The 22,996-nt window shown below is 59.4% G+C and carries 9 protein-coding genes; 5 read left to right on the forward strand and 4 right to left on the reverse strand.

The window, feature by feature from the left end; all coding sequences use genetic code 11:
- Window positions 1-906, reverse strand: a 906-nt coding sequence (locus tag RSF91_RS07410) for a TolC family protein (RefSeq protein WP_332567814.1), incomplete at its 3' end; no start/stop codon positions are given.
- A gap of 694 nt (window positions 907-1,600) precedes the next feature.
- Between RSF91_RS07410 and argA the strand changes: the two genes are divergently transcribed.
- The 3 genes from argA (at window position 1,601) to RSF91_RS07425 (ending at window position 9,694) form a co-directional block, all read left to right on the forward strand.
- Window positions 1,601-2,947, forward strand: a complete 1,347-nt coding sequence (argA, locus tag RSF91_RS07415) for an amino-acid N-acetyltransferase (RefSeq protein ID WP_332567815.1) — start codon at window positions 1,601-1,603, stop codon at window positions 2,945-2,947.
- Window positions 2,948-3,353: 406 nt separating this feature from the next.
- Window positions 3,354-7,100: an autotransporter domain-containing protein gene (locus tag RSF91_RS07420; RefSeq protein WP_332567816.1), complete on the forward strand. Its 3,747-nt coding sequence runs from the start codon at window positions 3,354-3,356 to the stop codon at window positions 7,098-7,100.
- 194 nt (window positions 7,101-7,294) lie between these two features.
- Window positions 7,295-9,694 (forward strand): adenosylcobalamin-dependent ribonucleoside-diphosphate reductase, encoded by a 2,400-nt coding sequence (locus tag RSF91_RS07425; protein WP_332567817.1) that lies wholly within the window; start codon window positions 7,295-7,297, stop codon window positions 9,692-9,694.
- 68 nt (window positions 9,695-9,762) lie between these two features.
- Here the strand turns inward: RSF91_RS07425 and bla are convergent, their stop codons facing one another.
- The gene (bla, locus tag RSF91_RS07430) at window positions 9,763-10,668 is read right to left on the reverse strand and encodes a class A beta-lactamase (RefSeq protein ID WP_332567818.1); all 906 of its coding nucleotides are present in this window, start codon (window positions 10,666-10,668) and stop codon (window positions 9,763-9,765) included.
- Window positions 10,669-10,781: 113 nt separating this feature from the next.
- On the opposite strand from bla, the gene RSF91_RS07435 reads away from it, so the two are divergent.
- A complete protein-coding gene (locus tag RSF91_RS07435; RefSeq protein ID WP_332567819.1) occupies window positions 10,782-11,657 on the forward strand; it encodes a LysR family transcriptional regulator in 876 nt (291 codons plus the stop codon).
- A 296-nt stretch (window positions 11,658-11,953) separates the two neighbouring features.
- Complete coding sequence (locus RSF91_RS07440) at window positions 11,954-12,631, forward strand: glutathione S-transferase (protein ID WP_332567820.1); 678 nt, start codon at window positions 11,954-11,956, stop codon at window positions 12,629-12,631.
- A gap of 241 nt (window positions 12,632-12,872) precedes the next feature.
- Here the strand turns inward: RSF91_RS07440 and RSF91_RS07445 are convergent, their stop codons facing one another.
- Together RSF91_RS07445 and RSF91_RS07450 are read right to left on the reverse strand one after the other, a co-directional pair.
- Complete coding sequence (locus RSF91_RS07445) at window positions 12,873-16,643, reverse strand: hypothetical protein (protein ID WP_332567821.1); 3,771 nt, start codon at window positions 16,641-16,643, stop codon at window positions 12,873-12,875.
- Window positions 16,644-16,654: 11 nt separating this feature from the next.
- Window positions 16,655-22,807, reverse strand: coding sequence for a CshA/CshB family fibrillar adhesin-related protein (locus tag RSF91_RS07450; RefSeq protein WP_332567822.1), 6,153 nt, complete (start codon window positions 22,805-22,807; stop codon window positions 16,655-16,657).
- Window positions 22,808-22,996 lie beyond the last annotated feature (189 nt).

Genomic DNA, 22,996 nt, shown 5'->3' on the forward strand with positions numbered 1-22,996 from the left:
CAGGGATTCGGCCTGGCGGCGCTTGGCCGCGACCTTGCTCAGGCCGGGGTGACGAATCTGGGCCGAGTCCAGAAACTGCTGCAGCGGCGGCAAAGCTTCGCTGCTGACAAACAGTGGCGAGCTGGGGCGCACAGCGCCATTGGCATGCACGGTGCGCAGCAACGCACTGCGGGCCAGCCGCGCATCGTCATCGGCCTTGCGCGACTGTTGCTGTGCGTCGGCCAGAGCCGCGCTGGCTTGCAATCGCTCGACCTGGGCGATGACCCCGGCCTTGAGCATGCGCTGGGCCGCGTCATCATGGGCAAGCACGCCTTCCAGCGCGCGCTGGCGCAGGGTCGCAGCCCGTTCGGCCAGCTGGGTCGTGAAGTAGCGCTGTACCAGCAGGGTCTGGAGCTGATCCGCACTGCTGGCCGCATCGGCCACCGCCTCGTCGGTCATGGCATCGAGCTCGCTGCGCAAGGCATTGCCAAGCCCCCCGATATAGAGAGGCCAGACGGCGGCCAGACCGGCCGAGGCCACATTGCTCTTGCGCTGCAGGTTGTAGTTGGACGGCAGGCTGGGCAATTGCCCCAGGGCTCCACCCAGTTGCGGCGGCAGAGATGCAATGCCGTTGCCCAACGCTCGCCTTGCGGGGTCGAGATCCAGATCGACATTGACCGAATAACGGTAGGCCATGCCGATGACGGAGACCGAGGGTCCACCCAACCCCTCCATGCCTTCGCGGCGCAAACGTGCGCTGTCCACGGCCTTGGAAGAAGCTGCCAGTTGATCCGAACGCTCCAACAAAGCGGCCCTGGCCTGCTCAAAGCTCAGGAAAGGGGCCGCTGGAACTGTCTGTGCCTGCACCAGGGTCGGCAATGCCGCCATCAGCAGGCTCAAGGTCAAGGGAAAGCAGCTGGAATTCATGAATGGCTAAAGGCTCGCTTGAATACTGGGGAGAAAACAACGAGATATCCGGGACCAGATCGCAAAAATATTGCAGCACCTGCAGCTTTCCCACGGCAGCCCGGTCTCTGCAAACGCCATCCGACCCGCTCTTTTTCAAGGAACATTATCCATAGCTGATTTCATGTGTATAGCCTGACTCGCCAGACATCGCCTCCTCCACCCTGCGCACTCCGTCACTGCGGAGATACATCGCGCAGCCTCTTGGTGCTTGATGATGAGGGCCAGGACTGTATTTCCAATCTGGAAAATACCGCGCAACGAGACACGTCTGCGCGCAATCACCGCCCACCACTTTGACCCACCGCTTTCGCCCTTTCACAGCGAACGGTGCCCTTGCATCGGCAACGCTTGCAGTGCCGTCAGCGACTCGACTTACATCGCTTGCTATCAATATAAAAGCTGCTTGCGATTGATCTGCAATGATTTCAGAGACTAAATGACGTCAACAAAGCCCACATCAAGCGTAAGCCGCTACGTTTTTGAAAGTACGACTTGCTCCACGCCACAGACTGCGCGATCTGCGCACACAAATCCTTGCCACAAGCGGGCGAGAGCCGCAAGTAGCCGCTACACTTTGCGCCGCAGGCCTGCGTGACCACGATAATTGGAACGCAGGCCTTTTTTACCCTTTTCGAGGTTTTCGCGCACCGCCATGTCCACCGTCTTCAACTTCACCTTTGTCCCCTGGTTCCGGTCTGTGGCCCCCTATATCCACAAGTTCCGACACCAGACCTTTGTGGTGGGCCTGACCGGTGAAGCCATTGATGCAGGCAAGCTCAGCTCCATCGTTCAAGATCTGGCCATGATCCAGGCCATGGGCGTCAAAATAGTGCTGGTGCACGGCTTTCGTCCTCAAGTGAACGAGCAGCTGCGCCTCAAGGGCCAGGAACCGCGCTACTACAACGGCATGCGCGTGACCGACTCCATCGCTCTCGACTGCGCGCAAGAAGCCGCAGGCCAGTTGCGCTACGAGATTGAAGCGGCCTTCAGCCAGGGCCTGCCCAACACCCCCATGGCCGGCGCACGTGTGCGCGTCATCTCTGGCAACTTCCTGACCGCCCGCCCCGTGGGCATTGTGGATGGCGTGGACTTCATGCACTCCGGCCTGGTTCGCAAGGTCGATGTGGAAGGCATTCGCAACGCGCTGAACTCTGAAGCCATGGTGCTGGTGTCGCCCTTTGGCTTCTCACCCACCGGAGAAGCCTTCAACCTCAGCATGGAAGAAGTCGCCACCCGCGTGGCCATCGAACTCAAGGCCGACAAGCTCTTGTTTTTGACCGAGGTGCCAGGCATCCGCATGGACCCCACCGGCGCCATCGATGAAAACAACCCCATCGACACCGAGCTGCCGCTGGACGCCGCCCGCCGCATGCTGGCCAAGCTGCCCCCGGCACAAGAACCCACCGACGTCGGCTTTTACCTGCAGCACTGCGTGCACGCCTGCGAGCATGGCGTGGAACGCAGCCACATCCTGCCGTTTTCCACCGATGGCGCGCTGCTGCTGGAAATTTATGTGCACGACGGCATCGGCACCATGGTCATCGACGAAAAGCTCGAAGAGCTGCGCGAGGCCACGATTGACGATGTGGGCGGCATCATTCAGCTGATCGAGCCCTTCGAGCGCGACGGCACACTGGTCAAGCGGGACCGCACCGAAATCGAGAGCGACATCGCCAGCTACACCATCATTGAGCATGACGGAGTGATCTTCGGCTGCGCAGCCCTGCACCCCTATCTCGAATCCAAAACCGCAGAAATGGCCGCCGTCACCGTATCACCCAAAAGCCAGGGCACGGGCGACGGCGAAAAGCTGCTCAAGCGCATCGAACAACGCGCCCGCGCCCTGGGTTGCGACACCATGTTCGTACTGACCACGCGCACCATGCACTGGTTCATCAAGCGCGGCTTTCAGCCCGTGGATCCCGAATGGCTGCCCGAAGCCCGCAAAGCCAAATACAACTGGAGCCGCAAGAGCCAGGTCCTGGTCAAAAAGCTGTAAACAGCAGCTTGGACCCAGGGGTGACTGGCTTGCAGTTTTTTAATAACTGCTTCGGACAGCCCCCTACAAAGCTCAACCCATAAAAAGCCGGCACGAATGCCGGCTTTTTTGCGTGAATCAATTGCTTTGTGCTCAGAGCAACATGCCGCACCAAAGTCGATTTCAATGGCGATTGGAGCAATGGTGTTGACATCGGGTCGACATCGATAGGGAATAGGCCCACGATGTAGGCTCAAGCGAAGCGCTGAGGGGACGCTTGCCGCAACCGAGGCAACTGACCACCCTGACCTCAAGCCAACAGTCTCCATCGCCCCTGCAATCAAGCAAACACAAGGATATGGATATGACGCTGAAAGTTGTTTTTCCAGGTGCTTTGTGTCTATGTCCTCGTGCACAGACGTGGCCCGTGGCACTGATAACGGCTTTGCTGTTCGGCGGGCCTTTGCAACTGGTGCAGGCGCAAGCGATCGAGGCATCGGGCGATGTCGATCCGTTTCCGCCCGCACCTCCGGGGACGGAGTGGAATATTGGCGGCAGCCTGTCCGTGGGAAAGACAGGCACGGGTACGCTGACGATCCGGGATGGTGCCGCGGTCAAGGGTGCCAATGGCCATATCGGCGAGCAGCCCGGCAGCAATGGCACGGTGACCGTCACCGGCAAGGATTCGAGCTGGAATAGCGCGGGCGGATTGACCGTAGGTGAGCGCGGCACCGGCAGGCTCAGCATTCTGGACCATGCCCAGGTGGTCAGCCGCGACGGTACTTTGGGCGATTGGGACAGCGGCAGCGGCGAGGTTCTGGTTTCCGGTGCCGGTTCGCGCTGGGACATTCGCTCCAATTTTTTCATCGGCGTTTCAGGATCGGGGCTGTTGAACATACAGAACGGCGGTGTGGTCAGCAGCAACTTCACCAGCCTGGGCCTTTCAAGCGGTCGCGGCACGGTGGCCGTGTCGGGCGCGGGTTCGGCCTGGCTCAATGCCTTTGACATCACGATTGGGGACAGCGGCTTTGGCGAGTTGTCAGTCAAGGATGGCGGCCTGGTGCGCAGCGACACGAACTATATGGGTAGTTTTGAAGGAAGCCGGGGAACTGGCTTGGTTTCTGGCAGTGGTGCACTTTGGGAAAGTGCGGCTTTATCGGTGGGCGTAGCAGGTGCCGCAAGCTTGCAGCTCAGAGACGGGGGACGGCTATCCGTTTCTGGCACAGGGGTCGATCTCGCAACCTACAGCACGGCATCGGGAGCGATTTATATAGGCGCCGCATCTAACAACCCAAGCGATGCAGTGGCCCCTGGCACGCTGGAGGCAGCGCAGCTGCGCTTTGGTGAAGGCTCGGGCACGCTGAACTTCAATCACACGGGCAGCGCCTATGCCTTTGCTGCAGCCCTTTCCTCCGCCACTGCCGGCTCTCACCAGATCAATCACTATGCCGGCGTGACACGTCTGACCGGCGACAGCCCTGGCTTCCTGGGCCAGACCCTTGTTCAAGGCGGCACGCTGATCGTGGATCAGCGGCTGGGTGGGACGGCCTTTGTCACCGCAGGGCAGTTGCAGGTGAACGGGAGTTTCGCTGGGCCGGTCAGCGTGGAGCAAACCGGGATGCTGACCGGGGCGGGTACGGTCAATGGTTCAGTCCAGTTTTCCAACGGTGGCGTGCTGTCTGGCGTACAGGGCCAGACGTTGACGGTGGTGGGCAATCTGAGCCTGGACGGCGCAAGCGATATCAATGCTGCCTTTGGCGCCCCTGGCAGCACAGTGCTGTTTCGCGTTGGCGGTGATCTGGTGCTCGACGGCAATCTGCACGTCAGTGATATCGGCGGCTTTGGTCGCGGAATCTATCGCTTGTTTGACTATGGCGGTGCGCTGACGGACAAGGGTCTGCAGATCTCGACCAGCCCTACGGGAATCCCCGCCGGTGAGTTGCATATTCAGACCGAGGCAAAAGGACAGATCAACGTGGTATCGGCCTTGGGTGCCACGCTGCGCGCCTGGGATGGCGGCAATACGGCGCTGGATGACAACGGCGTGATTGACGGGGGCTCGGGGGCCTGGCGCGCCGATGGTGAGAGCTGGACGGAAGTAGACGGCGCGCTCAATGGGCCTTACCAGCCCAACCCGGGCTTTGTCATCTTTCAGGGCACCGCAGGAACCGTGACCGTGGACCGCTCGGCGGGCCCCATTCGCATTCTGGGCGCGCAGTTTGCCAGCAACGGTTACCGGATCGACGGCGACAGCATCGATTTGCAAGGTGAGAATGGGATGACCATGCTGCGGGTTGGCGATGGAACGGCCGCAGGCGCAGGCATGAGCGCCACCATCACCGCACCTCTGACCGGTGCCAGCCAGCTGGTGAAAACCGATATGGGCACCTTGGTGCTGGGAGGACGCAACACCTACTCTGGCGGCAGCAAAATCGACAGCGGTGTGCTGTCCGTGTCCAGCGATGCCAATCTGGGTGCCGCTTCGGGCGGCATCGAACTGAACGGCGGAACGCTGGCCACGACCTCCAGCTTTGATACTGGCCGTACCATTACCTTGAGCACAACAGCTGGGCGCGTACAGGTCGCAAGCAATACCGAACTGGGCATGACGGGGCCTATCGTGGGCAGAGGAGGCCTGGTCAAGCAGGGTCTGGGAACGCTGCGTTTGGATCATGTGGGCAACACTTACAGCGGGACCACCGAAGTGGTACAGGGACGGCTGCTGGCGGGCGCCGCCAATGTGCTGAGCCAGGCCTCGGCCCATACTGTGGCGGCCGGTGCGGTGCTGGATATTGCAGGCCGCAGCCAAAGCATTGCCGCCTTGAACAACAGCGGCCTGGTGATGCTCAGCGACCCGAACAGCAGCAGGCCGGGCACGGTGCTCAAGGTCACCGGCCCTTATACGGGGAATAGCGGTGCGCTGAGCCTGTCTGCCAAGCTGCAAGGTCCGGGCAGCGCCAGCGATATGCTGCTGCTCAGCGGCAGCAATGCCGTGGCGAGTGGCAACACCACACTTGTCGTGAGCAATGCAGGAGGTCTGGGTGCAAAAACCGATGCCAAGGGCATCGTGGTGGTCGGCACTGAAAACGGCGCCAGCCTGAACCCGGGCGCTTTTACGCTCGCCGGTGGACAGGTGGATACCGGTGCATTTGAGTACCGACTGAAAAGCGATGCCTCTGGGGCCTCGCTGCATTCAAGCATCAACGGTATCGACACCTCCTATCGAGCGGAGGCTTCGTTGATCAGCTCGTTACCGTCGCAGTTGCGACAAACCGATTTGACTATGGTGGGCAGCCGGCAGCAGCGGATTGGCGACGATATCAACGAGGGCAGTGAGGGCAGCCAAACTCGCCAGACCTGGGGACGGCTGATCCGAAGCGAGCCACGCATCAGCCAGCCGGGATTGGTGAGCGCGCGAAGTCGGGCCATGCTGACGGGCTTTCAGGCGGGTCTGGATGTCTGGGCGAATGGCGACTGGAAAACAGGCCTGTATGTGGGGCAACTGAGCGGAGATGTGCAGGTTCGAGGATTTTCCGGCGGGCAACAAGGCCAGGACGTGGGCTTCAACAGTCTTCGCAATCGCTACATCGGCGTATATGGCAGCTACCAGAATGCACAGAATTTCTATCTGGATGCGGTGCTGCAGGCTGCCGACTACCGAAGCGAGCTCTACACCCGCAGCAATGCCAGAGCGCTGACCAAGGGTCATGGCTGGCTGGCATCGCTGGAGGTCGGTCAGCCTCTGCCCTTGCACGGCGGCTGGCAGATTGAGCCGCAAGCGCAGCTGATTTACCGCAGCATGTCCCTGGCCAACACAACTTTGGGGACGACCTGGGTCGGCATCCGCTCAGACAATGACTGGCTTTTGCGCCTGGGGGCTCGCATCAAAGGCCGCTTCCCGACTTCCATTGGTGTGTTCCAGCCTTCGGTGCGGGTCAATCTCTTCCACGCCGGTCGCGCCACCGATGTGGCCAGTTTTATGACCTCGTCAACCACCACCGCCATCCCGGCCCAAGGCGGCTACACCAGCACCGAGCTCGCGCTAGGCGGCACCTTGAAGCTGAACCCCATGACCAGTGTGTATGCCGAACTCAACAAGCTATGGGCCAACGGCGGTGATACACGGGTCAAGACGGGAGTGCAAGCCATTCTGGGCGTAAAACGAAGTTGGTAGCGGATAGCTCCTAAAAATCCTCGCCAAAGGTATCAAAGGCGCGCTCAGCACAGTTTTTCAGGCAGGTTTGCTATTTTTCTTACGCGTATTTTGGGCCTCTTCAAAATCACCACTGTGCCTTTGTTGCGTTGCGTCACAGCATTTGGATGCCAACTGGGTACAAAGGCTTATCTGACTTGAGCAAGAGAGACGCCATGACCCCCCTTCCTCCACAAGCCATTAGCCAGGACGTGCTGGCCGAAAAATACCTGGCCACCGGCGAACAAACCGAGCAAGACCTGTTCGCCCGCGTGGCACGGGCGCTGGCGGCGGTTGAAAAGCCAAAGCTTCAGGCCCACTGGCAGCAGCAGTTTCTGGACAACCTGCAGCGCGGCGCGATTGGTGCGGGGCGCATCATGGCGGCGGCAGGACTGGATACCAAGGCCACGCTGATCAACTGCTTTGTGCAGCCAGTGGCAGATGCCACCAACGGCTTTGACACACAGGGCAATCCCGGCATTTACACCGCGCTTTCGCAGGCTGCCGAGACCATGCGGCGCGGCGGCGGTGTGGGCTATGACTTTTCCAACCTGCGCCCGCGCGGCGCACTGGTGCGGGGCACCAACTCCTACGCGTCGGGGCCTTGCTCCTTTATTGATGTGTTTGATGCATCTTGCACCACGGTCGAATCCGCCGGTGCGCGGCGCGGCGCACAGATGGGCGTGCTGCGCATTGACCACCCTGATGTGCTGGAGTTCATTACCGCCAAGCGGCAAAAAGGCCGCTGGAACAATTTCAATGTCTCGGTGGGTGTGAGCAGCGCCTTTATGCAGGCCGTCAAAGACGATGCGACATGGGAGTTGGTGCACACCGCCAGCCCCAGCGATGCACAAATAAAGGCTGGCGCACATTTGCGCAGCGATGGTCTCTGGGTCTATCGCAGCACGCCCGCACGCGAGTTGTGGAACGCCATCATGCAGTCGGCCTATGACTTTGCCGAGCCGGGCATTCTCTTTCTCGACAACATCAACGCCGACAACAACCTCTGGTACGCCGAGCAGATCGCTGCCACCAATCCCTGCGGCGAGCAGCCGCTGCCGCCCTACGGCTGCTGTGATCTGGGGCCCATCATTCTCACCCGCTTTGTGCGCGAGCCATTCACGCCGCAAGCGCATTTCGACCTCGCTGCCTTCCGCGCCGCTGTCGCCATACAGGTGCGCATGCTGGATAACGTGCTGGATGCCACTGTCTGGCCCCTGCCAGAGCAGCAGCGCGAAGCCCAGCAAAAACGCCGCATCGGCGTGGGCTTTACGGGGCTGGGCGATACGCTGATCTTGCTGGGCCTGCGCTATGCCAGCGACGAAGGACTCAAGCAAGCGGAGACCATCGCCCGCGCCATGCGCGACGCGGCCTATGAAGCCTCGGTGGAACTGGCGCAGGAAAAAGGGAGCTTCCCGCTGTTTAACGCCAGGCAGTATCTGAAAAGCGGCTTTGCCAAACGCCTGCCCAAAGACCTGCGCGCCGCCATCAAAAAGCATGGCCTGCGCAACAGCCACCTGCTGTCCATCGCACCCACGGGTACGGTATCGCTGGCCTTTGCCGACAATGCATCAAACGGAGTAGAGCCCGCATTCTCGTGGACCTATACCCGCAAAAAGCGCACGGCCGATGGTGGCGAGCAGTTCTACACCGTGCAAGACCATGCATACCGGCTCTACAAGGCCATGCATGGCGACGATGCCCCCCTGCCCGACTACTTTGTCAGCGCTTTAGAGATGAGCGCCAGCGAGCATGTGGCCATGATGCGCTGCGTGCAGCCTTTTATCGACACCTCGATTTCCAAGACCGTCAACATCCCCGCCGACTATCCTTTTGAGGACTTCAAAAATCTTTATATGGAATGCTGGGAGGCCGGTCTCAAAGGCTGTGCCACCTACCGCCCCAATGACACACTGGGTGCTGTGCTGTCACTGGAATCTGAAGAAAAAACGCCTGCAGCGCAATCTAGACAAGCGCAAGCAGCTATCAATTCAGGAATCAACAGCGGCATGGGCGCCGTGGTGGAGCGCCGCCCCGAAGGTCCGCTCAACGCCGTGGTCGACAAGATCGAATACTTCACCCACGACGGTGCGCGGCGGCTGTATCTGGTCGTCAGCTTCATGGTGGTAGATGGCATGGAGCGCCCCATCGAATTTTTCATGCCCGTGGGCCAGACGGGCGAGAGCCAGCAATGGATTACGGCTACCATGCGCAGCCTGAGCCTGGCCGCGCGCGGCGGTTTTTTGGACAAAGCACTGGACGATCTGCGCAAAGTCGCCTGGGATCGCGGCCCCGTACGCTACGGCAGCAAGCTGCGCGACGATGGCAGCCGCATTCCGCTGTGGCATGACAGCGAAGTGGCCCTTCTGGCCTATGCCATTCAAAGCATCATCGCCAACCGGGGTCTGCCCCAGCCAGCGCCCAGTACGGCTGCCACGCCCGCATCAGCACCCGAGCCGGAGATAACAGCCCCCGTCATCGGCAAAAAATGCCCCGACTGCGGCGCGCACGCCATGATCAAAAAAGATGGCTGCAACTTCTGCACGGCATGCGGCTATGTGGGGTCTTGCGGGTGAGGAACGGAGCAGACAAGTTCACGCAATGCCAGCGCCACCGACGTCCTACCCAATCATCCAGCGGCAATTTAGCTCGCGTAATACCAGCGCTTGAGCGCTTCACCCGCCTTGGCCAGCACCGCCTCACGCCCAGCCAGGTCGAGCTTGCTACCGGTCAGATAAGCCGTTACCAGTACTGGCGCCGACTGCTGGGTAGGCCAGGCAATGAGGGTGTCGCAAGAGGTGCCGTTGTCTCCGCTGCCCGTCTTGCCGCCAATCGTCCATTCCTCGGGCAGGCCTGAGCGCACGCGCTTGTCGCCGGTGCGGCTATCCAGCAGCCATTGATGCAGCAGCGCGCGGGATGAACCATCCAGCACATCTGCGAGCAAGATTTTTTGCAGGCTCAGCAGCATGGCCTCAGGCGTGGTGGTGTCGCGCTCGTCGCCTGGCAATGCGGTGTTCAGTGTGGGTTCGTTGCGATCCAGACGCGTGATGCTGTCGCCCAGACTGCGCAGCCATTGCGTCAGCGCCGCCGGGCCACCCGTCGCCTCCAGCAGCACATTGGCTGCCGTGTTGTCGCTGACGACCACCGCAGCTTCGCACAAGTCCAGCACCGTCATGCCGCCATTGGCACCCGCATACTTGGCAGATACGGGCGACCATGCAACGACTTCAGCGGTTGCGTAATACCGCTTGTGCCACAGCCTGATCTCACCGCTTTGCGCCAGCGACAGCACGCGCGCGGCCAGCAAGGTCTTGAAAGTGCTGCACATGGCAAAGCGCTCATCGCTACGCCAGCCCGCAGCCGCACCGCTGCTGGTGTCCAGCGCATACAAACCCAGTCGACCCTGCGCCTGTACCTCCAGCGCGGCCAGTTCGTCACTCAAGACCTTTGCCGCAGCCGCCTGCTGCCTGGCGACAAAGGCACAGCCCGACAGACCCCAGGTGCTCAGACCCAAGGCCAGTCCTGTTGTCAGCACGCTGCGTCGTTGCATAAGTTCCTCTTTTGCTTCATGGTCATGATTGAAAGCATATAGCGGACACTTTGTATGAACCAGCAGTAATAATTGACGTAAGCCATTAAAAAAACTTTTATATAACCTCTTGTATGCAACTGCCTCTGAACGCCTTGCGCATGTTTGATGCCGCTGCCCGCCACCTGAGCCTGACCCGCGCCGCTCAGGAGCTGCATGTGACTCAGGCTGCCGTCAGCCAGCACATCCGCAACCTGGAAGAGCGGCTGGGCAAGCCGCTCTTCAGGCGACTGCCACGCGGGCTGGCCTTGACCGATGAAGGGCAAGCCCTGTGGCCCGTGGTGGCGCAAAGTTTTGAGCGCATACAGCAGTCGCTGCAGCAAGTGGCCGAGCCGCGGCCGCGCGAGATTCTGACTGTGGGCGTGGTCGGCACTTTTGCCATTGGCTGGCTGATTCCGCGACTGAGCCAGTTCCAGCAACTGCAGCCACATATCGACCTGCGCCTGCTGACAAATAACAATCGCGTTGATCTGGCCGGCGAAGGGCTGGACGCCGCAGTGCGCTTTGGCGATGGTGCCTGGCACGGCACCCATGCGCAGATGCTGCTGCGCGCCCCGCTCTCGCCCATGTGCACGCCAGCGCTGGCCCAGCAACTGCGCGAGCCAGCCGATCTGGCCCGCCAGAGTTTGCTGCGCTCCTATCGCAGTCAGGAATGGGAAGGCTGGTTTGCCGGGCTTGAGCAAACCGCACCACTGGCACGCGGCGCCATGTTTGATTCATCGCTGACACTGGCCGAAGCTGCTGCGCAAGGCGCAGGTGTTGCCCTGCTGCCCACGCGCATGTTCGAGCACATGCTGCAGCAAGGGCGGCTGGTACGGCCATTTGCGCATGAGGTCGATACCGGCGCCTACTGGCTGACCCATCTCAAGTCGCGCCCGGCCAGCGGCGCACTGCAGATCTTTCGCCAGTGGCTGATTGCGCAGCTGCAAGCGGATTCTGAAAATGTTTAAGCCAGATACCTTCAAGCCCCTTATTCATCAAGCGAAAGCAGCTATCAATTCAAGAGCATTTCAAACAAAGCATGCCGGACACCGCTGCATGGCTTCAGGTGAGCAGTTACAGTAGCCATCCAGTAAGAGCGGCTAACACTACCCAGTAAACCGAAGGTTTACGTTTGAGACGAGGCGCGAAGCCGCAGACAGTACAGAAGTACGACAAGGCGAAGCAACGACGTATCAAGGCTTGTATTCGCCGCTCTAAGCGCCACGGCGCTTTTGTTTTACCCATTTACATCTGACCACCTGCCTTGACTGCCGCCTCCACCCTGCCCGTTCTGTACTCCTTCCGCCGCTGCCCTTACGCCATTCGCGCCCGTCTGGCGCTGGCCCATGCGGGTCTGGCCTGCGAGCTGCGTGAAATCAATCTACGCAACAAACCTCAGGCGCTGCTGGATGTATCACCCAAGGGCACGGTGCCGGTACTGGTGCTCCAAGATGGTCAAGTGATAGAGCAAAGTCTGGACGTCATGCTGCACGCCCTGCGCAGCAACGACCCCGACGGATGGCTGCAGCCCACGCAAGGCAGTCTTGAAGGCATGCAAGCCCTGATCGAGCGCAACGACGTCTTCTTCAAGCAGGCTCTGGACCGCTGCAAATACCCCGAACGCCACAGCGCCGAAGCCGTGAATCAGGCGCAGGCCGACGCGCTGACCTGGCTGGCGGATTTGAACGACCAGCTGGAAGAAACCGGCTACCTGTTTGGCCTGCACCCCAGTCTGGCAGACATGGCACTGCGCCCCTTTGTGCGCCAGTACGCCCGCATTGATGAGGCACAGTGGAACGAGCAGCCCTGGCCGCATCTGCAGGACTGGCTGCAACGCTGGATTGACTCGGCCCTGTTTGCCGAGATCATGGAAACCTATCCCGGCTGGGTGCCTGGCACCACAGGCCCGACCTTTGTGAGCAAAAGCATTGAAAGCCTTTGATATTGATTTGATAGCTGATTGCGCTTGATACATAAGCGCTAAAGCCTGATTTAATATTTTAAAAGCCCCTGCAGCTTGCGCTGCCGGGGCTTTTCGTTGGTTGCCCTCTACTGGGCTCAGAGTCGTTAACACAACCCAGTAAACCGAAGGTTTACGGTTGAGACGAGGCGCGAAGCCGCAGGCAGTACAACAGGTACGACAAGGCGAAGCAACGACGTATCAAGGGTCGTGTTAACGGATCTTAGTAGTAGCCCACCATATTCAAATACCAGCCCTTGGCCCGGTAGTCATCCACCTTGGTCAGGTCGCCCTTGAACTGCGTAAAGTTGTAGCCCACACCAATGCGCAGGTTCTTGGTCAAGTCACGGTCCACGCCAACCAGCCAGCCGTTTTTGTCGCCACCGTCTTTGACGCCCAGCCAGCGGTATTCGGCCAGCGCGTGCCACTGATTCATGACTTCATAACGAGCCTGCACAGCCGCGAAGATGGTCGCTGAATCAAACCATTGACCGGTGCCTCGGCCGAATCTTGCCTTGCCTTCACGGCGGGCGAGCTTGACGGCGAACTCCCACTTATGGCTCCAGCGGTACACGCCTTCCAGCGAAGCGATGTGCGACTGCTGGTCGTAGTAAGCGGACGAGGTGCTGCTGGTGCCGTCCCAGCCGACCTGGCCCAGCGAGCTCATGTCATAGAGGTAGGTGTAGCGACCGAAGACACCCCAGCGGGAGCTGTCCCAAGGACGGTAGGCAAAGCCCAGGCTGCTTTCGACGAGCTTGGCACCGGCTTCGGCATTGTTTTTGTCCTTGGTTTCAGAGTAGTTGAGCTTGCCCGCGATACGCCAGCTGTTGTCAATCTTGTGGGTGAGGTAGTTGGTCAGCACCCATTGGGTGCGGTTTTCTGCTCCGGAGTCACGGCGCCATTCGACCTTGCTGCTCCAGTTGGTGCGCACGTTGGTGCGACCGCCGTAGAGGCTGATCGCATCACGACTCACGTTGCCGGTGGTAGCCGTCAGATCACCGTGCTGCAGGGTGTAACCCAGACGCCAGTTCTGGCCGGGATAGAAGTCCATACCAAAGGTATGGGCCAGGCCGCTTCCGGTACGCGGATCCTTCAGGTACTGGCTTTCGTTGAAGATGTTGGTGCGCTGACTCAGGCGCCAGCGCTGGCCCAGCGTCAGACCGGGGCGCTTGCCGTTGTTAAACAGGCTGTCGTACTGGGTGGTGTCGGTGGATACGGTGTAGCCGCCGTAGAAGCTGTGCTCTGGCGTGAGCTTGTATTCGCCGCTCAGGGTCAGGGCATTGCCCCGGCTGCCGTGCGTTGCTTCACCGCTGACGGAAGACTGGTTGCCGAACAGGTAGCGGGCACCAGCGGTCAACGCATCGTTGTTGCGGTATTTTCCGCCGTCGTTATCGAGCGTGGTTTGACCAATACCGTACAGCTCAAGCGACGGTGTCATGCGCTGGCTGTATTTGAGAGCGGCCAGCGTGCCAATGCCTTGGCCGGTGTAGCGGTCTTCATCCACACGGCGCACTTCGGCGGTGAGCGCACGTTTGTCGTCCATGCGCCACTCGCTGGTGACCTGGGTTTGCGTGAGCGATTCACCGCCACGCTCGGCACGGCTGTGCTTGGCGTAGAGGGTCATGTCAGGGCGCAGCTCGCCCAGCAGCTCGGCGCCGTATTCGGTGACGTCCCGGCCCAGGTAGTCAGTACGGGCGGTGGAGAAGCCTGCATCGACCTTGCGCCACCAGGCACCGGTGCTCCAGGCGCTTTGGGTTATGCCCTGCTCTTGCAGGTTGACGCGGGCTTCGACGGAGGTCGCATCGCCCTTGCGAGCGGCGACCGGGTTCAGGCGAGTAAAGCTCAGACCACCGTTGTCCGAGAAGAAGACGGGCACGCTGGTGGATTCGCTGTGGCTGCGCTCGACCTTGAGGTAGGTGCCACGGCCAGCCTGCAGGGTCACGTCGACGCTCTTGAGCTTGTAGTCGTCGCCATCGTTTTGCTCATCAACGTAGGTGCCGCCCACGGCCACATGTTCGCCAATCCATTGCTTGCCACGGCCACCCACGGTCATGTTCTTGCGCAGGTCGCTGGGGGCGTATTCGTAGTCGACCAGCAGGCGCTGCTCGTAGCCGGACAGCGGCGCATCACGGGTGATGGAGTTATTGCTTTCACTGGCAATCTGGGCCAGCGGGCGGCGGGTGATGATGCGGCCCTGATAGGAATCCACTTCATAATCAGCGCCCCGCACCAGTTGCTGGCTGCTGATGGTGCGACCGGTAGCACGGTCACGCACTTCGAGCATGACGATATCCGAGCCGGGCAGGATATCGGTGTGGCGCAGGTAGTAGAGGCTACCGCCGGTGCCCAGCAGCTCGGTGTGGCCGTGGGCGGTGTTGCTGTCAGAGGCAAACACGCGCAGCTGGGACTTGGCTTCGCCCAGTTGCGTGGTTTCATTGCTGCGCAGGTTGGCGGCGGCGCCGTAAAGCGAGCGCTGGTATTGCGCAAACTCCGTGCCGGTCAGGCCCGTAGCGTAATTGCCCCACAGGGCCTGATTCTTGTCCCAATCGGCACGCAGGTACATGCGGCCTTGCGTGTCGACGTCCCGCGTGGTGGTGGAGTCGTCACCGTAAGTCAGGTAGTACTGGTCGGGGTCGAGGCGGCGGAAGACGTCTTTGGCGTAGGTGTCGGTGAAGCCGTTAAAGAGGCTGCCGATGGGGCGCTCGGTGGTGTCTGCCTGCGCCGTCACCAGGTACTTGGACTGGAGCTTGGTCTTAAGGTAGAAAGCCAGGCGTGCATCGGTGAGCAGGTCTTTGTCTCTGCCCTCTTGCATAAAGCCTTCATGCGAGCCACTGAGACTGTTGCCTTGCAAAGTCACATCAGCCAGGGCCACGCCAAAGAAGTATTCACCGCTGACATCCACACCCAGCTTGCGCTCGACCTTGCCAGAGCGGCCATCCACGACTACATCAAACACATGCTGGCCCACGGGCATCATGTACTCGGCAACAAACTTGCCTTCCATGTCCACGGGGTAGCTCTGGCCGTTGATGTTGAGCGTGGTGCCTTCGGGGATGTTGCGACCCTGAACACGGACTCTGGAGCCATAGAACGGAATGTTCTGCAGGCGCAGACCATTGCCGGCAAAGGCGCTGTTGATCAGGCTTTGCTTGAGCGCTTGCTGCAGGGACAGCGAGCCGTTCATGGACTTTTCCAGGTTGTCACGCAGCAAGGTGTTGGCACGCTGCTCGTCTTCGGGCGTGACCAGCTGGAATTTGCTGGGGTAGGTTTCGTCGAACTGAGCGCTCTTGCCTTCCCCATTGGGCTTGCCATAGGCCCGCACGATGTAGATGAGTTGATCCCCCACACGGTAACGGTAGTCGCCAGACAGCTGGCCATCCCATTCGGTGGAGACAACCGCCCCCACCTTGAGGGGCACGGTGGCCACGGGCTTCACAAAGTCGGTGTCGCTGGCCCTGAAGACCAGCAGCTCCATGCGCTCGATGAAGTCCGGGTAGTTGCTGCGCACGTAGAAGTTGACAGGCTTGGTGATGCGGCCCATGTCCAGCGGCACCAAGGTGGGGCCGGAAGCGGTCAGCTCAGCCTGACCCAGTGTCGGGTCTTCGGTGGCCCAGATCACGCCACCATCGGGCAGCGAGAAGGAGAAGCGCCCGCGTACATCGGCCTTGCCCGGGGCTTTGAGCCCGATGGAGACACGGCGATCCGGTGCCAGCGCTTGCGAGTTGGACTGGCGGCTGGTGCCCTTTGTCAAAGGCTGGTCGTAGCTTTGCGAGTTCAGTCGGAACAGCATCTGGCCATCGGCATCACATTGACCCGATTGACCTGCAGCGCATACAGCGCTTACGTTAGCTGCTTCTGTTTGAGGAGCAGTAGTCGTTGCAGTAGTGGCAGCTGCACTCGTCGCCGCCGGTGTTGTGGTTTCGGCAGCCCAGACTCCAGCCGCCGATCCCGCCATCAAACTCATGATGGTGTAGTCAAGCAATTTCATTTTCATGATCGAGAACCTCAGTGGGATGCGGCTTTGGGGACAGGGCGGTGGGCAGAGGCGTTGTCCGCCTCGGCCTGGACCTGAAGGTGTTTCTTCAGGTCTTCTGACAGATGAGGCAGCAGCGCCTCATACACCGCCTTGGCTCGGGCCAGGCCCAGCTTCTGGTTGTAGGCATGGCTGGCTCGCACGTCGGTGTGACCGACGATGCTGACCACGCTCGCTCCCTGTGCAGCTCCTTGACTCACTCCCTGCGCGTTCAGGTACGCAGCCACCTTGACCAGCAGCACCTGATACTCAGGGCGCACCACGGATTGGTCGGTTTCAAACAGCACGTTGCCCAGCACCGCACCGTTGGCCGTCACGCCGCTAATGAGGCTGTTTGCATCGTTCACATCTCGGCGCACGCTGACCTTGGTAGCGGCCTGCACTTCTGCGGGCAGCTGCTCGGTCACGGCCTTGCGCACGGCTTCAGCACGGGCAAAGGCCACGGCTTCGCTCTCGCCATTGGCGCTGATGAGCAGCTCACCACCCCGGTATTGCTGCAGCTTGGCAGCCACTTGGGCAATAACGCCCTGCTCGCCCAGGTACTGGCTGCGGATCTCGGTGGAGCCTGCCGCAAACAGCACGCTGCCCAATTCGATCTCAGCGGTCTTTTGCTCACCGGCCATGAACTCGGGGTTGAGTTGCACGCCAAAGTCAAAGCGCACGGGCAGGCCCGGAGTGACACGTCGCAGCAAGGGGTTGCTGGTGGTGAATTCAGCGCCGGCAGGCAGGGTGTTGGGGTCAACCTTCAGGATGAAGTGACGACCACGCTCCCAGCGACCACCGTTGACGCCGACCAGGTGATAGCGACCAAAGGGGTCGGTTTCCATGAGCAGGCCTTCGACCGAGGCAATGCGCACGCCGGGGATACCGCGTTCGTCAATGCCGGTGCTGCGGATGATGTAATCCACACCGTAGCCGTCAGCCGTCTGGCTGATCTTGCGCTCGACTTCAATCTGGGCCGCATTGCGACCCGCAGCGGCTTCACCGGTTTTATCGACGGAGGCCTGGCCCGCAGCATTCATGCGCACGGTGACGCCCTGATCGTTGGTCAGCACAAAGTCGTCACTGAAGTCCAGACTCTTGAGCTTCTGGTGAATGACCACGGTGTGCTTGGCCACAGGATCGGCTTCGGACTGACGAGCCGTAATGCTGCCCAGGTTCAGACCATGCAGCAGCGGAGAGCTGGCATCGGCCTGAGGCTCGGCGCCCTCACCCTTTTCTACGGTCGTGGAGTTGGCGATATAGGCTGCGGGTGCAAAGCCGCCCTGAGCCTTGAGGCCTGTGAGCTTGGCGCTGTCTTGCCAGCCATCACGATCACGGTCGTCAAACACGGTGCCGAAGATCAGCGAGTCGTCGAGTAGCGGGTCGCTGACCAGCTCCACCGATGCAGTCGCCTGGTTAGAGATGCTGTCGCCCAAGCCATTCCTGGCAAAGGCGGTGTTGATATGGTTACCCGGACGCACGCCGGCACCCACACGCATCATGTAGACAATGGTTCCGGTCTGGCCCACATCCAGCGTCACGCCACTGAACTGCACAGGGCGCACACCCGAAGAGGTGACAGCCGAGCCCAGGCCGACGGCGCTCATGGAGCCGTTGACAAAGGTGAAGCCGTTGGCCGCCGTGTCGATCACGTTGGCATTGACGACCTTGACGGCACCAATGTTCTGCACCTGCAGGCTGTAGCGAACCAGATCGCCGATCTTGACGGTACGCACGGCAGCCGTCTTGACGATGCGCAGCAGCGATTCATCAGGCTTGACGGTGACCTTGATGACGGCGTCATCGCAGTTGGAGGGATTGAGCTTCTCGCAGATGCGGTAGTGGATGGCGTAATCGCCAGCAGGTGTGCCCGAAGGCACAGTCACCTTGCCGGTCACCACATCGAGCACAGGCACGCGAGAGTCACCGCCAATGGGCTGGGCCAGTGTAGTCACCGTGCCGGTGATGCGGTCGGGCGTGAACGGCGTGCCGTCCAGCGTGTCGTTCTCGGAGTAGGCATTACCCACTTCCTGATCGCCGCCCGAGCCACGATTGCCCGTGTAGCTGTCGTCCTTGGCGTCGATCGGTGAAGCTGTCACCTTGATGGTGATGGTCGCCGTGTCGCACACCGTGGGGGCGAGCTTGTCGCAGATCTGGTAAACGATTGAGTAGTCACCGGCAGGCGTTCCGGGAGGAACCGACACAATGCCGGTGGCCACATCGAGCACGGGGACTGAGCCACCGTTGATGGGCGTGGCGGGGGTCAGAACCTTGCCAGTGATCTTGCCCAGTTCCACCGGCACGCCGTTGAGCGTGTCGTTGTCATAGGCATTGCCTGCATAGGGAGAGCCTGTGTTGCTCTTGACCGGAGGCAGAGGGTCATCCACTGCGTCGATTTCACGAATCACACCCGTATTGACAGAGCAAGAACCCAAGCCGCAAATAGGTGTGGAACCGTCAGAAGTCGGCACACCTTCCACCTTGTTGTTCACGCTGGTCAACGCCGCTGCAGTAACACGGGCGTCATAGCCAATGGTGTAGGTGCCTGGAGCTGTGCCCTTAGGCAAAGTCACCATCATTGAAGATCCATTGATGGCGTAGCTGAAGCTACCAGCCGACGTCACAGCAACAAACTCAAGACCCTGACTCAGGTTGTCCACCAAACTGGAAACCGCTTCAGTCAACGAAGAGTTAGTCACCGTGGCCGTCAACACATAAGGAATGGTTGCACCAACCTTGACGGACGTAGCCGTCGAAGTCTTGGTAAAGCTCACAAGAGGTTTGGCAACCGGTGTCTCAGTTGCACAGTTGATGGCGCAACTTGGGTTGTCATAGCCGGAGCCAACTACCGCGTTCTTGACGAACTCGGAGGCTTGGTCAGTCACCTTCGCTGTATAGGTAAAGAGGTAAGGCGTTGTGGACGCTGGCAATTCCTCTGGAATTTGCACAGTCAAGGTCTTCCCCGAAGTACTCGCTGTCCAGTTGCCGTTAGCCCATGTAGGAACCGAGTCGAATTCCAGCCCCTTACCCAATGTGTCGACCAAAGTCAGAGCACCCAGAGTCTTGCCACTTTTCACAGACACAGACAAGGTAAAGGTCAGTAGATCACCCACTTTGACAGGCGTGGAAGCGGTCCTAACAGCCTTGCTGTAGCTCACTTCTGACGTCACCAGCGGAGTCGATGTCTCACAACTGCCCACGCAGGTGGGAATACCGCCGCCACCCGTGGCGACCACCTTATTGGTCAATGGGTCGGTTGCACCAGCCTTGACCACAACCTGGTATTTGACGCGATAAATTCCAGGTGCTTTGTTAGCCGCAAGAGTCAAAGTAATCTGATTACTGGCAGACACTGCCTGAACGCTCAGATCACCGCTATTGCTTCCCTGTACAAACTCAAGCCCAGCACCCAGAGTGTCAATCAGCAGCACATCCGCTGTGGTTTGCGCGTCAGAGACTTTGACGAGCACTTCATACTCAATCTTGTCAGTCTCCTGAGCTTTGACGGCAGTAGTTGTCTTGGAATACTCAATTTTCGGAGCACTCATCACATGACCTGTATTGCACGATGCACTACAGCTTGGCAATGAGCCACCAGGAGGCACACCTCCGGTTGGGTTGTCCGCAGTCACGACGTTTGTCAAATCTGCGCTCTTGGCATCTGCCTTGACTTCAGCGGTGTAGCTCACCAAATAGGTTCCGGGCGCTGTGCCCGCTGGCAGCGTAAACGTCTGCACAGTATCGGGTGTACCAATCACAAAGCCTGTGTTGGCCACAACCACGCCGGGCTTCAGACCCGCACCGAGCGTATCGCGCAGCACTACATCCTGAGTGGTCTGAGAACGCTCGACCACTACGGACAAGGTATAGGTAATGCTTTGACCTGCCTTGACCGCAGCATTGGAGCCAGGGTTAGAGGTCTTGCTGTAAGTCACCAGAGGTGCTTGCAGCGAATGTTCAGTCGAGCAGCTCACACAAGATGGAGGCAGTGCATTAGGGTGAGTGGGATCACTACCTCCTGCAGGCTCGACTTTGTTCTTGACGCTGGTCACCGCAGTTTTCAGAACCTTGGCTCTGTAGCTGACTGCATACACGCCAGGCTTGGCATCCTTGGCCAGGGTAAAAGTGCGCACGTTGCCATTACCGCCTTCTACAAAGCCGGCGGCGTTCGCTGCGATTCCTGCATATTCAAGACCGGCACCCAATGTGTCCGTCAGCATCACTGAAGACAGCGTGGCAGAGTTCGTTACTGTCACTTGCAAGGTATAGGTGATGAAATCATCGACCTGAACCTTGGACTGGTTCGCAGGCATGGCGATCTTGGAGACTGCCACAGAAGGCAACTTCACTGTAACGACTGCATTGTCACAATAGCCGCTCTGCTTGCATGCGCCGGGGCTGGGAGGCTGGCCATTGTTTTCAGGGTCATTACCGCCGCCCACACTGGCGTAGTTGGTCACACCGCCGTTCACAGCAGCGCCCGCCAGCACATTCACTGGCAGAACAACGTCCGAAGTGCCGCCGTTGGCAGCCAGATAGACTCCTGAATCGATGACACAGCTCACCAGCTGGGACGAATAAGTACAGCTCCATTGACCAGTCTGGTAGGTTCCGCTCCATCTGGGAGTAATCCCACTGGGCATCAGATCAAGAACCTTGACGGGCTTCTCGACAATCGCTGGGCCGGTTGCTACCGGGCCGGTATTTGTCACCGTCAACTTGTAAGAAGCATCCGTTTGCCCCACCGTCCATTCACTGCTGCTGGCTTGTTTGCGAATTTGCAGTTTGGGAGAGGTAATGGTGATTTGGTGATCTTCCACTTCACCATCTTCAGCCACCCCCGTCGGGCCCATGTTGCGGGTCAGTTCTGAATATCGCAAGCGGGCAAAAGTGGTGCCAGGCTTCAGATCCTTGGACGCATTCCAGGTCAATCGCACTGAGCTGCCGCCGCAAAGACCTGTCGCCTTTTCATCCGAATCAAATTGGCCATTGCCATTGAAGTCGATCCAGCCCGAAACTTCGCCAGTCCCACGGCACGAAAAAGGAACCTCCAGCGTCTGTCCTGCTTTCAAGACACTAATGGTCTTGTACTCAACTCGCCAGGCATCCTCTTCAATACCTGCAGCAGCCAAAGCCCCATTCGTATCGTCTCCCAATGCATCATCGCTAAAGCGTGAAGCGGGCTCCGAGTCAGGTCCCGAGGAGCCCAGATACTTGGATTGGGCAGGTACAAAGCTCGAAAGCTTGAACCCCACCTTGTTGATATCCACCGCAGAGGTAGAGCTGCCGATGCCATCATCGTCAAAATTGATGTCATCAATCAGATGCATCGCATCGCCATAGGACTTCGGTGCATCACCAAAGTCAGCAAACGGCACAATCAAGCCAATCGCAATCGCTGTCTTGCCCGCGCCTTTCACGGAAAAATCCATGGTCTGCGTAGACTTTGGCTGCGAGAACTTCAAAAATGTGACCGCCGTTCGACCTCCGTTACCCGAATTAGCCGACGGTGTAGAAAATTTGATTTGATTACGGCCAGAGCTGCTGTTCTGGCGCTCGATGAAATATTCGCCAGCCCCGCTATCCACGAACTGATCAATCACATGCCACTGCCCCTCGGCAGTGGATGTGATGTTTTCATCTTTGGTCATCGACTCTGCATCGGCAATCACAAAGCCGCGCAGATTCAAAGCCTTACCCGCCAATGTCGACGAGCACTGAACTTGAAAGCTGACTTCCTTCCCTTGTTCAGAGACAACACCGGAAACAAGCTGATTTTTTCCAGCCGTACCACCGACGTTATAAAGACGATCCAAGCGGTCGCCTTGAATTGAATTGCCCCCCGTCCAGCCTCCCGGAGCGTAACTGGTCAGGCTGCCACCACTGATGGACTTCATCTCGCAAGACACATCCAGTTGCTGACCTTGCGCAACCGCAATGCTCGCGCCAGTCTTGGCACCATTGGTGACAGACTGGCCTTTTTTACCCAATGGGTTGCTGGCATCACCCCAAGTCAGCCACAAAATCTCATTCTTGTATTTGCCGGCACCGTCAGTCGCATAGGCTGCAGCCATCGCTGCCTGCGGCAGCCATAGCATCTGTAGCGCCAGCAACAGACGCGGCAGCCAGCTGATCAAGTTCAATCGTCTCATTTGTCCAGTGATCTAAAGTCAAACTGGCGCGATTGTTCCTTTATCAATCAGATACACACTGGATACATATTGATACTCAAAGATCAGATAGAGATCTATTTGACATTCTGCAGTTTCAAAAAACAGCATCCCCTGGGACTCTGTAAGCTGTATCGCACAGTGAATTAAGCAAACACCTAC

Source organism: Comamonas sp. (genome assembly GCF_036643215.1).
Classification (GTDB): Bacteria; Pseudomonadota; Gammaproteobacteria; order Burkholderiales; family Burkholderiaceae_C; genus Comamonas.

Bases quoted from the DNA above. Each gene is read 5' to 3' on its own strand.
- RSF91_RS07425 (WP_332567817.1), top strand. From the start codon at position 7,295: ATGACCCCCCTTCCTCCACAAGCCATTAGCCAGGACGTGCTGGCCGAA.
- RSF91_RS07435 (WP_332567819.1), top strand. From the start codon at position 10,782: ATGCAACTGCCTCTGAACGCCTTGCGCATGTTTGATGCCGCTGCCCGC.
- bla (WP_332567818.1), bottom strand. From the start codon at position 10,668: ATGCAACGACGCAGCGTGCTGACAACAGGACTGGCCTTGGGTCTGAGC.
- RSF91_RS07445 (WP_332567821.1), bottom strand. From the start codon at position 16,643: ATGAAAATGAAATTGCTTGACTACACCATCATGAGTTTGATGGCGGGA.
- argA (WP_332567815.1), top strand. From the start codon at position 1,601: ATGTCCACCGTCTTCAACTTCACCTTTGTCCCCTGGTTCCGGTCTGTG.